General features: G+C 61.5%; 13 protein-coding genes and 1 pseudogene. 9 read left to right on the top strand and 5 right to left on the bottom strand.

The window, feature by feature from the left end; translation table 11 throughout:
• Positions 1-2: 2 nt before the first annotated feature.
• The 5 genes from ACODNH_RS06095 to ACODNH_RS06075 all read left to right on the top strand — a co-directional run bounded on the left by ACODNH_RS06095 (position 3) and on the right by ACODNH_RS06075 (position 3,773).
• Positions 3-491 carry a COX15/CtaA family protein gene (locus ACODNH_RS06095; RefSeq protein WP_170097273.1) on the top strand — a complete coding sequence of 163 codons (489 nt, stop codon included), beginning with the start codon at positions 3-5 and terminating at the stop codon, positions 489-491.
• Between the two features lie 64 nt (positions 492-555).
• Positions 556-1,356 (top strand): basic amino acid ABC transporter substrate-binding protein, encoded by an 801-nt coding sequence (locus ACODNH_RS06090; RefSeq protein ID WP_434531103.1) that lies wholly within the window; start codon positions 556-558, stop codon positions 1,354-1,356.
• Positions 1,357-1,359: 3 nt separating this feature from the next.
• Complete coding sequence (locus tag ACODNH_RS06085; protein WP_306708405.1) at positions 1,360-2,040, top strand: amino acid ABC transporter permease; 681 nt, start codon at positions 1,360-1,362, stop codon at positions 2,038-2,040.
• Entirely contained in the window at positions 2,037-2,789 is a 753-nt protein-coding gene (locus tag ACODNH_RS06080) for an amino acid ABC transporter ATP-binding protein (protein ID WP_007188855.1), read from the top strand. The genes ACODNH_RS06085 and ACODNH_RS06080 overlap by 4 nt, the downstream gene beginning before the upstream one ends.
• A 3-nt stretch (positions 2,790-2,792) precedes the next feature.
• Positions 2,793-3,773: an amino acid ABC transporter permease gene (locus ACODNH_RS06075; RefSeq protein ID WP_434531102.1), complete on the top strand. Its 981-nt coding sequence runs from the start codon at positions 2,793-2,795 to the stop codon at positions 3,771-3,773.
• Here the strand turns inward: ACODNH_RS06075 and ACODNH_RS06070 are convergent.
• Positions 3,774-5,301 (bottom strand): annotated as a pseudogene (locus tag ACODNH_RS06070) (replication factor C large subunit).
• Positions 5,302-5,399: 98 nt separating this feature from the next.
• Between ACODNH_RS06070 and ACODNH_RS06065 the strand changes: the two are divergent.
• Both ACODNH_RS06065 and ACODNH_RS06060 read left to right on the top strand, forming a co-directional pair.
• Positions 5,400-5,948: a type IV pilin gene (locus ACODNH_RS06065; protein ID WP_434531101.1), complete on the top strand. Its 549-nt coding sequence runs from the start codon at positions 5,400-5,402 to the stop codon at positions 5,946-5,948.
• A gap of 52 nt (positions 5,949-6,000) precedes the next feature.
• Positions 6,001-6,708, top strand: coding sequence for a helix-turn-helix domain-containing protein (locus tag ACODNH_RS06060; RefSeq protein ID WP_306708394.1), 708 nt, complete (start codon positions 6,001-6,003; stop codon positions 6,706-6,708).
• Between the two features lie 204 nt (positions 6,709-6,912).
• On the opposite strand, the gene hmgB is transcribed toward ACODNH_RS06060, so the two are convergent.
• Together hmgB and ACODNH_RS06050 are read right to left on the bottom strand one after the other, a co-directional pair.
• Entirely contained in the window at positions 6,913-8,250 is a 1,338-nt protein-coding gene (gene hmgB / locus ACODNH_RS06055) for a hydroxymethylglutaryl-CoA synthase (RefSeq protein ID WP_434531100.1), read from the bottom strand.
• Between the two features lie 98 nt (positions 8,251-8,348).
• Positions 8,349-9,032, bottom strand: coding sequence for a hypothetical protein (locus ACODNH_RS06050; RefSeq protein ID WP_306708388.1), 684 nt, complete (start codon positions 9,030-9,032; stop codon positions 8,349-8,351).
• Between the two features lie 181 nt (positions 9,033-9,213).
• On the opposite strand from ACODNH_RS06050, the gene ACODNH_RS06045 reads away from it, so the two are divergent.
• The gene (locus ACODNH_RS06045; protein WP_434531099.1) at positions 9,214-9,963 is read left to right on the top strand and encodes a CAP domain-containing protein; all 750 of its coding nucleotides are present in this window, start codon (positions 9,214-9,216) and stop codon (positions 9,961-9,963) included.
• 19 nt (positions 9,964-9,982) lie between these two features.
• Here ACODNH_RS06045 and ACODNH_RS06040 read toward each other — a convergent pair whose 3' ends face one another.
• Both ACODNH_RS06040 and ACODNH_RS06035 read right to left on the bottom strand, forming a co-directional pair.
• Complete coding sequence (locus tag ACODNH_RS06040) at positions 9,983-11,980, bottom strand: hypothetical protein (RefSeq protein ID WP_434531098.1); 1,998 nt, start codon at positions 11,978-11,980, stop codon at positions 9,983-9,985.
• A gap of 46 nt (positions 11,981-12,026) precedes the next feature.
• The gene (locus ACODNH_RS06035; RefSeq protein WP_306708381.1) at positions 12,027-12,608 is read right to left on the bottom strand and encodes a DUF2150 family protein; all 582 of its coding nucleotides are present in this window, start codon (positions 12,606-12,608) and stop codon (positions 12,027-12,029) included.
• Between the two features lie 213 nt (positions 12,609-12,821).
• Between ACODNH_RS06035 and ACODNH_RS06030 the strand changes: the two genes are divergently transcribed.
• Positions 12,822-13,130, top strand: a complete 309-nt coding sequence (locus ACODNH_RS06030) for a hypothetical protein (protein WP_434531097.1) — start codon at positions 12,822-12,824, stop codon at positions 13,128-13,130.
• The last annotated feature ends 1 nt before the right edge of the window (position 13,131 follow it).

Raw genomic sequence — 13,131 nt, 5'->3', positions numbered from 1 at the left:
GTATGACCACCCGTTTCCGCCGACTGGTGGCGACGACGACGGTGCTGACGTTCGCACTCATCCTGCTCGGCGTGTACACCGGTGCTATCGGTGCCGGGCTAACCTGTGAGGCACGCTGGCCGTTCTGTGACGGCTGGATGGGGCTGTTCCCCGCAAACTGGGCGAGTTTCGTCGAGTGGTTCCACCGTTTAGTCGCAATGGTTACCGGCTTTGGCATTCTCGGATCAACAATTGCCGCGTGGCGCGGCGAGTACAGCCGGCGGATCAAGCTAGCGACTGCCGTCGCAACGGTCGTGCTCCCAGTGCAAGTCCTGCTCGGCGCAAACACCATCTTCAACTTCGGTGCCACGGCGCAGGTGCTCCACCACGGGGCCGCACAGCTCATCTTCGGCGCGATGGTCGCGGCGACGGCGTGGGCCTACACCGATACGGCGGAGTCGCCGTCAGTGCAATCGGCCGATACCCAGCACACAGCACGCGCTGACGATTGAATACAAGTACCACCCCCGTGGTTAACACGTAAGATATATTCGGGTCTGTCGTGTGGTGAGGATTATGTCAGACAACGGCCTTTCGCGACGCCAGTATCTCTCCACGGTCGGTGGAACCGCAGTAACCGTCTCGCTTGCCGGCTGTTTCGGCGGCGGTGGCGGTGACGGCGGCGACGGTAGTACCGAAATCACTGCCGGAACTGCGCCGGGGTTCCCTCCGTTCGAGATGAAGCAGGACGGCGAACTCGTCGGGTTCGACATCGATCTGCTTGAAGCGGTCGTTGACGAGACCGACTACACCCTAGCCGGCTGGGAAGAGTACGAGTTCAAGTCCCTGATTCCCGCGTTGACGAACGACAACATCGACGTGGTCGCTGCTGGGATGACGATCAACGACGAGCGCGACGAAACGATCGACTTCACCGATCCGTACTACAGTTCGAATCAGGCGATCGTCGTCCGCGAGGACGGCGACTTCTCGCCGGCGTCCCTGTCGGACCTCTCCGGACGCCCCATCGGCGCACAGAAGGGGACAACTGGCGAGACGACGGTACAGGACGAACTCATCTCGCCGGGGAACCTCGATGAGTCGAACTACAACTCCTATGGCAACTACGTGCTGGCTGTCGAGGACCTTCAGAACGGTAACATCGATGCGGTTGTCATCGACGAACCGGTCGCACAGACGTTCGCCGCCCAGCGTCCGGTCTCCATCGCGTTCACCTACGAGACGGGCGAGAACTTCGGCTTTGGCGTCCGCGATGGCGACGATGAGTTCACGCAGGCGCTCAACGACGGCCTGTCCACCGTCAGGGATGGGAGTACCTATCAGGACCTGACGAACAAGTGGTTCGGCCAGCAGTAACCGATGCCACCCCTCCCGTTGCAGAGTGACTGGGCGTTCGTCATTGGGAACCTCGACTTGCTACTCGTCGGCACGGGTGTCACGGTCGCCCTGACGGCGGCGAGCATTCTGCTTGGCTTTCTGCTCGGGTTCCCGGCGGGAGCCGTTGAGGTGTACGGCCGTGGCCCGCTCAAACGCGCCGTCGAGACGGCCGGCGTCGTCCTTCGCGGGACGCCGCTGCTCGTCATCATTATCTTGCTGTTCTTCGGTCTCTCGGTGTCGAGCAGCGCCTTCGTGACCGCGACCATCGCACTCGGGCTCCGGAGCGCCGCCTACCAGTCACAGATATTCCGTGGCGCGCTCCAGAGCGTCGACGAGGGGCAACTGGAAGCCGCTCGCGCCGTCGGCATGGGCCGGCTACAAGCGATCCGTAGCGTCGTTGTCCCACAAGCGCTTCGTCGGAGCGTGCCCGGCTTCCAGAACGAGTTCACGATCGTCCTGAAAGACACGAGTATCGCCATCGTCATCGGCCTCGGCGAGCTGCTGACCGTCGGCCAGAACCTCTATCAAGGCGGTCAGAGCACCGCTGCGCTTGAGATTTTCCTAACTGTGAGCCTCATCTACTTCGTTCTCACGTTCGTGACGAACCGTTCGCTCGACTACGTCGACGACCACTTCAGCATTCCCGGCGGTGAGCGGGCATGAGCGACCCGCTGTTGGAACTTGACGACGTGTACAAGTCCTACGGCGAGGAACAGGTACTCTCCGGCGTCAGCTTCGAGATGGACGCTGGCGATGTCGACGTGGTTATCGGTCCCAGCGGAAGCGGCAAGTCGACGATGCTGCGCTGTGTGAACCGCCTCACCGAGATCAACGGCGGCGATATCTATCTCGACGGCGACTGCGTCACTGACGCCGACACTGACGTGAACGAACTCCGAAAACAGGTCGGGATGGTGTTCCAGGATTTCAACCTCTTCGCCCATCTCACGGCACTCGGAAACATTACGCTCGGCCTGCGGAAGGTCCGTGGGATGGACAAAGCGGCGGCGCAGGAGAAAGGGTACGAACACCTCGAACAGGTCGGGCTACTGGATCAGGCTGACTCCTACCCCGCGGAACTCTCGGGCGGCCAGAAGCAGCGCGTCGGCATCGCCCGCGCGCTCGCCATGGACCCGAAGCTCCTCCTGTTCGACGAGCCGACCAGCGCGCTCGACCCCGAACTCGTCGGCGAGGTCGTCGAAGTGATGCGCGACCTCGCTGCCGAGGGCATCACGATGCTCGTTGTCAGCCACGAGATGGGGTTCGCGCGGTCGGCGGCGTCGGACATCATCTTCCTTGACGACGGACGGATCGTCGAACACGGCCCTCCGGAACAGTTGTTCGAGAACCCTCAAGCGGCCCGGACCGGTGAGTTTCTCAGCCGTCTCGAAACGGCCCACGAGGAGGAGTGACCGATGGGGACGCCGGAGTCCACGACTGCCGGGCGAACGCTCCGTGCCCGTGCCGCCGGACTGACCGACCAGCCGCTGACGCTGCTTACTGTCGCAGTCTTTTGGACGTGGCTCGTCGTGCGCTGGACGAACGACTTCCTACTAGACGGCGCGCTCATCGAGCGCAACACGTCGTTTTTCCCGACTGCACCGTTCGAGTCAGTCGCGTCAACGCTTGGCGGTCTCGCGTCGAGTCTCGGTCCAGTCGGGGTCCCCGTCGGCTGGGTCGCCGGCTTCTTCGAGTTTCTGGCGGCGTCGATTCCATACCTGCCGCCACTGGCGACCGGCGTGTGGGCAACCATATTGCTGACGCTGCTAGGTATCGCGCTGGGGTTCCTTATCGCCGTTCCACTCAGTGTGGCTCGGGTATACGGCGGGACGCTCACCCGCTCGCTTGCACTGGGATACACCGAACTGTTCCGCGGGACGCCGCTACTCGCCCAGTTGTTCGTCCTCTACTTTGCGACGCCACTGACGACGATTATCCGTGAACTGCCCGTGGTCGGGACTGGATTCATCCCCGCGCAGGCGTTCTGGGTGGCTGTCATCGCGTTCACGCTTAACAGCGCCGCCTACCAGTCGGAGTACATTCGGTCAGCGCTGAACTCTGTCCCGGAAGGGCAACTCACCGCCGCTCGTTCAATCGGGCTCTCGAAGGTTGACGGGATACGGCACGTGGTCCTGCCACAGGGCCTGCGCTACGCGATTCCGGGCTGGTCGAACGAACTGGTGTACCTCATCAAGTACTCGTCGCTAGCGAGTTTCATCACCGTCCGCGAACTGTTCGAGCGAACCGACGCTATCGCCAGCGAGACCTACCGGTACACGGAACTGTTCGTCCTCGCCGGCCTGCTGTACCTTGCGCTTGTCATCTCGGCGTCGCTGCTGATGGAATACGTCGAAGATCGGGTCGCGATTCCCGGCCTCGGGACGACCAGTCGATGATTACATAAAGTCAGAAAGGCCGGACTGCTGATCGTCGTCTTCTGCTGTCTCGCTCGCTGATTCCGTCTCGTCGCTGGTAGCGGTGCCGTCGCCGCTGGCGTCAGATTCAACGCTATCGTCCGCCGCAAGCGTTACTTGCTGGTCACCGCTCTCTTCGTCAGCGTCGGCGTCGGTAGCGTCGTCACCTGCGTCGGTCCCACTGTCACCGCCTCCCGCACTCGCACCTTCGAAAGCCCCGCCGGAGTGTTCAACGGCGGCTTCCTCGCGGAGTGCCTCGGCGTCGGCGACGATGTCCTGCACCTTGTTCGTGTCCTTGCCCGACCCGGTGACGAAAGAGACGTGCTCGGCCTCCATATCGTAGGTCGCCGCCATTGCCACCGTTAGGTCTCGGTTCCGGCAGTGGTGGGTCATCGTCGAGAGGAACGGCATGATTTCCCGGCGGGCGGTCCGCATCGAGACGCCGTCGATAGCGGCGATCTGCTGGGCGACGTAGTCCCGCGTGTTCCGGGTTCCCTTCGACCGACCGAGCTTCGACCAGTAGCTCGGCGGCCCGTAGCGGGTCCAGCCGCCCTTTGTCCCGTCTCGTGCCGCGGCGACGCCGGCGGTCATGTTGTCGCCGGCGTACCGCCAGAAGGAGTAGTTCTGGGTCTCGCGGACGCGCCCGAGCCATTGATCGGCGTTCGAGAGGAACTCGTAGGCGCGGACCAGTTCTGTCCCCTCGTAGTCTTTGGGCATATTGTCCTCGATCCAGTTGATGAGGTCATCCGGCGTCTCGTCGACGTCGTAACTCAGCCTCCAGCGCTTCCTGCGCGCCGGCCTCCTTGAGCACCACGTCGAGGTACTCGAAGATGCCCTCGGTCGTATCGCGCTTGCCGGTCACCACGTCATCGGCGGTCAGACGTTCCGTCGTCTCGGCGATGGCCTGGAGGTCCTTGACCGCGCCCCGCAGGTCGCCGCTGTTCTGCTCAGCGAGTTCCTGCAGTGCGTCGGACTCGTACTCAACGCCCTCCTGACGACAGAGGTCACGGAGGACGGGGACGATAGAGCGGGGCGAGACATCCCGGAATTCGATGTCCTGGCAGTTGTTCCGCAGGCCGTTTGACATCTCGTAGTACTCGTTGGCGATGAGAATCATCGGCTGGCTAGCCTCCTTCACGAGGGCCGTTATTGCCCGTGCGCCCCCGCGGTCGGCGTTGCCGTGGATGTTGTCCGCCTCGTCCATGATGACGAGCCGGCGGCCGCCACCACCAGCGGTCAGCGTCCCGGACTTGGCGGCCTCGCCAGCCACCCGATTGATCACGTCCTTGGTCCGGGAGTCGCTGGCGTTGAGTTCGATGGTCGGCCACTCCATGTCGTTTGCCAGCGCGTGGGCGGCCGAGGTCTTCCCGATGCCCGGGGACCCATAGAGGATGACCGCCTCGCGGTGGTCGTCCCACGTCTCCGCCCACTTTTTGAGTGCGTCGCGGGCCTTGTCGTTGCCCCGCACCTCCGACAGCGTCGTCGGGCGGTACTTCTCCGTCCAATCCATTTGATTGTGGTTGGCGCGACCGGCGTTTAGTGATTGCGGAGCGGTGTCGGTCCACTGCTGAGGTTTTTATTGGAAGCAACGGACAGCGTGTCTCACCAGTGGCCGGACGAAATCTCTATTGTGACCGTCGCGGCGTCAGCCCAGTCATCGGCGTGGTCCTCATGCTCTCAATTACTGTCCTTCTGGCCGGGACAGTCGGCGGCGTTGTGCTCACTGCAAGCAGCGACCTGAACCAGCGGACGCCGGTCGTCGCCCGGTCGACGGGACAGTTCGTCACCGGTCCGTCGGGTGGGTGCGGAGCGAACACGGTGGCAATTCGACACGCCGGCGGTGACCCGGTTCCGGCCGATGAACTGGAAGTCACTGTTGCACTGCCAGACAGCGACGCCCGCATCGTCGACCTGCCAGTTTCCGGGACAGCGCTGTCAGCGAGCAATACTGACGACCCGGACAACGTCGTCTACGACTACTGTGTCGGCGGTGTCATCGCCAATGGCGGCCAGCAGTGGTCAGCGGGTCGGGCCATCACTCTCCAACTGAACGCCGGCGGCGGGACCGTCGAACCCGGAGATACCATCGATGTACGCGTCGTGCACGCCCCATCGAACAGCGTCCTTGCTGCCGTCGGACTGACCGCCCGCCGGTAAGCGCCCGTGGTTCCGATACCCTTTTATTCGCGACCCTCCAGCGTGTGAACTAATGGCAGGGGGAGCACGCGACGATCTCGCGGAAAAAATGGCGGGTGAGGTGGCACTGAGCGACGACCCAGGGGCGACCCTGCGGAAGTGGCGTACTGACTTCGACGTTGCACAAACCGAACTCGCCGACAAACTCGACGTCTCCCCGTCCGTGGTCTCGGACTACGAGAGCGGCCGGCGTGACAACCCCGGTATCGGTGTAGTCCGTCGACTTGTCGTCGCACTGCTTGACATCGACGAGAACCGTGGCGGTGACCACATCCGTCAGCACGCCCGCGTGCTCTCGGCCGGGTTCGACAGCGACGTGGTCCACGACCTCCGCGAATACTCCGCGAATGTGGGCGTCGAGCGCGTCTACGACGCCATCGACGCTGAAGAACTGTTTCGTGGCAGTCAGGATACCGTCGCCGGCCACACCGTCATCAACTCCATTGCCGCCATCACGCGCCTCTCCTCGGATGAGTTTTACCAGCTATACGGTCAGTCGACGAACCGCGCGCTCGTGTTCACGAACGTGACCCGTGGCGAGTCCCCGCTCGTCGCGCTTCGGGTCGTCTCGCCGACGCCCAACGCCGTCATCCTCCACGGGCTTGAGGACGAGGCCGTCTGGGAGCACGCACAGGATCTCGCTCGGATCGACGATTTCTCGCTAGCGATTACCGACACCGATCTGGAGGACCTGCTGGGCGGCCTTCGAGAGCTCCCCTGAGCGTGTCGGTTCTGGCCGTACTGTTTCGAGTCTGTCGACACACGCTCTGGAAAACGGCTATTGTCGTAATATCCTCGCGGCTGCGCCCCTCGTCGTGTACGAGAGCCACTTCCTGCGGTCGTGCCTCTCGCTATTCTCCACGGCTCCCTGTGGTCGCCGTTTCGATTCGAGGTTCTCGCTCGCGCTACTCGCCTCGAACCTCGCTTACTCCACGTACCGATACTTCCGCTCACCCATCCGGCCCCAGCCGTCGAAGGCGAACTCGTTTTCGGGCGCGGTGAACTCCTCGACATCGGCCTCAGTATCGTGATTATGGACGTCGTGGACCTGTTCGTACTCCGCAAACGTGAGTTCGTGGCGGTTCCGGATCTGCTCGTCGATGTTGAGCGCGCCGATCTCCTCCTCCCAGCCGGGGACGATGGTTTCGGCGTGAACCTCCGCCTGTGCACCGGACCCATAGGAGGCAACTAACAATTGCGCCTCGTCCAGATCCAGTCCGTTCTCACGAGCGTGTTTCAGGCCGGCAGCGCGGGCGATATGGACGGAACCGGTGTACCAGTTCCCGACCTCCCGGGAGATCTCGAGCGTCGGCTCGATGCTGTTGGCATACCAGTCCTGATAGCGCTCAGTTTCTGTGAGTGCGTCCGTGTACTCCTTGATGGCCGCGTGGAACTCGTCGTCTGTCTCGAAGTCCGCTCGCATGGGCTGGTGACCGATTTCCTCGGCGAGCAGGTCGCCGACATCCGTGCCGCGAACGATGTGTCGGTAGCCAAGCGCTGCGGCCTTCCGGACCATCCCCGGGAACGGCGTGTGGAAGGGGATCATCTCGTAGTCTCCTGGGTGGATGTCGCCGGCAACCTCGGCGAAGTCCTCCAGCGCTTCGCGCATGCGGGCGAGATAGACGTTCACCGAGCGCTTTCCATCGACGGACGGGAACTGCTGATTGGGCTTGAGGAAGTCGGTTTCGTCGGCGCTGCCGTACCCTTGTTCGGTCGAGAGTTCGACCAGACTCGGGTCTTCGTCGACGAGCATCGCCACCGCACCAGCTCCCTGCGTGGCCTCGCCGGGATCGTCGCGGGCGTACAGTGCGGTGTCGGTAGCGATGACGAGCGCGGCCCGGCCGCGGTTCCGCCCGGCGCGGATCCAGTTGTAGGCGTCGTCAAGACTCTGTGTCCCAGAGATACAGGCGAACTTCCGCTCGCCCTTGTTAGCGTGATGGAAATTCTCGTCGTACACCTGTTCGAGGCAGCCCGCAATGTACGTCGAAACGGGTTTGGAGTTGTCGAAGGCACTCTCAGTCGCCACGTCGATACGACCGATGTTCTCGGGCGTCAGCCCCTTGCGTTCCATCAGGCGATGGGCCGCGTTCGCCCCCATCGTGACGATATCCTCGTACACATCTGGGAACGATGATGCGCGCAGGCCGAGCCCCTTCGTATACTTCCCTGGATCGTCACCCTGAGCCGGCGCGAACGTCTCAGCGAGGTCGAGTTTGAGCTTTCCGGTCCAGATCTCCATAGCGTCGATACCGACTGCAGTCATACGTCTAACGTCAGCGTGGATGTATATGGGCTTGTCGACTGGCTTTTCGACGGTTGACTAGTATTGTGCCGACGGGTCGCGAGCCGCTCACGAGACGGCTACTCGCTGGTTGTCGGTTTCGTACTGAAGGAGAAGTCGACGATGCATTCGCCTTCGAGAACGTCGTACGGCTCATCCGGTGATGGAACAGCACGCGACCAGTCAGTGTTGTTGACTACGAGACGATACGTCCCTGGCGAGATGGTAATCCGGTTGTCGCGGATGTTCGTCTCGTGGAACCGCGACACCTCGCTGGCGTACCGTGCCCGGTAGCGGCTCTGGAACGCCCGGTACTCCTCTTCGCTGAACAGAATGACATCCACAGCCGGGCCGCGCCGAACGATGAGGTCGTAGGTGAGTGCCGTTTCGCCAGTCACGTCAACTGTGAAATCTTCGTACTCGTTTTCCTCCAGTCGGAAGGTCGTATCGACCGACCGGTGATTCGGCTCGGGTGTCGGCGTCGGTGTCTCGGTTTCGACTTGGAGACGCGCTGACGGCCCCGTAGAACTGTTCGTCTGCGACGCCTCGGCGCGTTGTGCTGTTGATGTGTTCGTCGGAGCCGCACTATTCGCCGCCGGCGTTGAGGTAGTGCCGACACGATCAGTTGCTACAGCCCGCTGTGACACTGTCGGTTCCGGGACTGGCGTCGTCTCGGACTCCTCTTCAGGCCGATTCCCGAGACAGCCGGCGGAGAGCGCGGCGAGCACCGAGGCCCCGAAGCCGCGCCGCGACAGGTCACCCATACTTCAGGACACTCATCCACAGTAAAGATGTTTACGGGCGGGTTTTCGCCGCTGGTAATCGGAGCACCGACACCGTCCAAACATATTTGTGGAGAGAGAGCCGAATCTACGCCGTTCAAGCCAGTTCCGGGATAACTGTATCCCAGATATCAGTTCTCGGAACGGTACAGGGACGTTTCATATGAAGAGATCGGTCATCACACTCGGTTTGGTAGTGCTGGCGGCACTCAGTGTTTCGGGACTCGCAGGAGTAGCGGTCGAAGGGACGCTTGGTGCAGCCGCGACCCAGTCAGCGCCGCCGGAGTTCACGGATCCATCGCCGGTAGCGACGCCCCACACGGACAGCGTGTCGCCCGACACGCCACGCAGTGAGAAGACTGCGGCCGTGGTCACACAGTCCACGGAAGCTACCCCGACGCCGGAAGCGGCACAGGCCACACCGGCAGACCCGGGGACAGATATCGATACGGCTCGGATCGAAGACCAGCTCGTAGCAGCAATCAACGATCGACGTGGCAACCCGATTGCTAACGACGCCGTTGACGACTCCCTCTCGGATGAGACCAAGACCAGCCAGAAGCTATCAGTCATGGCCGGCAACCACAGCAAGCGAATGGCGGCACAGGGATCGGCCTCCCCGATTGCGAACGGATCAGACACGACAGACCGATACGCGGCCGCTGGGTTGTCCGAGCAGTGCCGCCTCCGCCACGAGGGGAACGCGTATATCCGACCCATGACGGATCTTGAACTGGTTACGAGCGTCAACCCGAACGGGGCGAACGCGACCCGCGTCGCCGACACTGTCGCCGACCACTGGTTTGATCTCTCGGGCCCCCGTGACACGCTGTACATGGCGAACGCGAACCACATCGGCGTCGGCGCAGCGACCGCTGATGGCGTTGTTTACATTACCGTGAATCTCTGCTGAGATCTATCGACAAAGACTGTTACACCACTTTGCGGACAGTGTCGGCGTTCCCTTCTGAGTCGATGACACGGAGCGCTACTTTCGTGCCAGACGACACCCTTCTCTTCTCTAATGTCTGGCCGTTCGCATCGTCGAAGATACCGTCGCCATCGAGGTCCCACTCGTATGCCGCGATGTCTCCCTGCGGACTGGACTGGCTGGCATCGAAATCCCATTTCCCGTTCGATTCTCCCCCGTTGGAGGTTATCATGAAGTCCGCGTTCGGTTGCGCGTTCGTGTTCGCGCCGCCGGGAGTGACGGTGAACATCTTCGAATCGGTACCGCCACTCGATAGCTCGTAGGTGACGGTTATAGTGACACTTTCGCCGTTCATATCCACCTCAGAACTGGTGTCGAGCCGGAAGAACTCGAACAGGTGGACCGTCGCAGTCGACGTGTCGAATAATTCAGGGTTCTGACCGCTCAAACTTCGGGCATCGTCGTCAACATCGACTATCAGCGGAACGTCGGTTCCGCCGCCGTAGTCAGTGTAGCCGTCGCTGTCGGCCTGGATGTACAGTTCGTTTTCCTGCGGTGCCGGCTCACGGTCATTGCTGTAGCTATCACTAATATAATCTATATTTTCGTTGACTGGATCGATTGCCACTGTTGTTATTTCGATGCTCTCACCCAACTCGTTCGTGATACTAAACTGGACACCCCCGTCAGTTTCCCCGTTGCTGTCAAGAGCAAAGGCATCCTCGTTATAAATGAGGTCATTACCTCCGGAACCGCCACCAGATCCTTGACTCGCCTCAGTAACCGTCACCGGAACTGATACATCTTCAGGGGTCTCGCCGTTGAACGAACTATTGATTTCATCGAGACTGAGCTGAATAGTATATGTTCCGGTCGCCGTCGACTGGCTTGCGTTGTAGACAAATTCGACGCGACCGTCGCTATCGGAGGATTCTGCGTTCGGTGTGAGCGACCCCGTGTTACTCCCTTTGACCGAGCCGTTGACTGTGACACCGCTTACAGGGTTGTTGTACGCGTCCCGGACCTCCAGTACGATTTCTCCGTCTCCGCCCTGCCGGACGCTGATCTCGTTATCATCGACAGTCGTAAGATACGCGTCGTTCTCCGCAGTTACCTTTGTCCCGACGCCCGCCTTCGCCATCTTCAGGCGGTACGTTGTCCCTCGCTCGAAGACGATAGTGACGTTGTAGAACGAGCCCGGTCCCTCTGCCTCGATGACGTTCGCGATGTACCGGTCGTTGGTTTTGTTACCCGGATTCGGGTCGATTTCGTCGTCGAGAAGCACTCTCCATTCCGACGCCGGGAGCCGAGAGAGAAACGATACTGAGACGTTCGATGTCGCCGTCGTATTTGTTACACGGACCGTTCGAGACGACTGGGATTTCGGCTTCACGTCGACCGTAATCGAATCGCTCGCCGAGCGGCTCATCGACCCGTTGAGTGCGACGAGCGTGATATCTCGGCCATCGACCATCGCCTGTTCCGAGAGCGTGATGTTCCCTCCACGGAACTGGTTGTAGACAACCGAGTGCTCGTAAACAGTCTCCGGGGCCTCCCCGTAGACATTGTATTCTGGCTTGTAGGCGATGGCCCCCGTGTTGTACTGTTGCGGTGTGGTTCCGTCCCAGTAATCTGCCGTCTCGGGAGTGTGTGCCTCGGCGTTGCGAATGGTGAGGTTTTGGGATTCGTTGCTGGTCCCATCTGTGTACAGCAACCCCGACGGCGGCCCGGGATTCGTCGCTACCAGCCGACTCGGGTATCGCGTCCCCAACTGGACCGAGACGGCTTGCTGGCTCGGCTGTCCCGGAACGGAGACGATGGCGTTTCGCAGGTCCTGCAGCTGCGTCTGGACCTGCTGATTGTGGTTGAACTCCACCTCCCGGTTTTGCTCCGGGACGGCAAACGCCTGATACGAGGAGAAGGCGATGATAAGCACGCCGAACAGCAGTACAGCCCCAACCTGCACTGACTGTGCGCGCTCATCGCCCGTGAAACTCATGGCGAGGAGTTGCGGAGACGGCGGTAAAAACCTGACTGCCGAATTATCAACTCTCGTCTTCTTCGACGACTTCCGGGTCGCTCATCGCAGTCTGGAGACTGTCGAGTCCATTGACCCACTCGGAGACGAGCCCGTATTCGAGGTTCTCAGCGACCTCCATCGGGAGCTCCGACCCGCCAATGATCTGCGTGCCGGCCTGCACACAGTAGCCCAGCGCCGCGTCGAGGTCCTCTTCGGCTTCCGCGTCCGCGGCGGCCTCGATGTAGTCGGTGATGGTCGCATCGTCCGCAGCGCCTTCTGCGACGAACTCCTCGGCCGCATAGAATACGCACAGCAGCGATGTCTGGACGCCGTCGATCAGCATCACAGTCTCCTCGTCGTCGATGTCGATGTCGTCGAGAACGATCTCCCGGACGCCGGTAAGCTCGTCGAGCGTCGCTTCCTCGTCGAGCGGTCCGTCCTCGTAATCGGTGAGAATCTTTGCGACCGCGATCGCGGCGTCGTCCTGGAGGTTCAACAGAAGCCGCGCTGAATCCTCGTCTTCAGGGTCGACGTTTTCTTCCTCGATACGGTCTAGCCAGTTCTGCCAGCGTTCTTCGGTGTAATACTCCCCCGGCGGAGTGCTCATACCAGTCCGTTCGTGCCGTTGGGGATAGTAGTTTCGACCGGCGGTCGCTCCGCCGCGGCGTCCCTACCCCAACGACCGACCAGCGAACCACTATGTTAGCGCCTGAAACAGCTTTTCTATAGATTTCTTGGATTGTCTGCGTACTCCGAACACGTATCACGGTCTCCGTTGAGGAACGCACTTTTATGCCAGCCGAGCGTGTTATGTGATGTCATGTCACAGCGACAGCCAGTCCCGACCTATGTCGGCCCGCTTGACCCAGCTGCAGTCGCCACGCTGGCCAAACGTGTCGGTCTGGTGCTAGTCACTGTGGCACTGCCGGTCGCCGTTGGCACGTTCGCCGGTATGGCTCTCACAGCCGGGTCGATCCCGGCCGCGACCGATACCGCGACCGCCACGATGAGCGGGCTGCTGACAACAGAGCAGGGGCTGTCCTGGCTGTTCTACGTTAGCACGCTTGGGACCGCACTGGGGTGCTGGATTCTCGGGTTAGGGCTTCTTCTCGACGGCCTCGACCTGTAGG

The sequence above is a fragment of the Haloarcula sp. NS06 genome (assembly GCF_051122755.1).
Classification (GTDB): domain Archaea; phylum Halobacteriota; class Halobacteria; order Halobacteriales; family Haloarculaceae; genus Haloarcula.
This window is presented reverse-complemented; position numbering and strand designations above follow the sequence as displayed.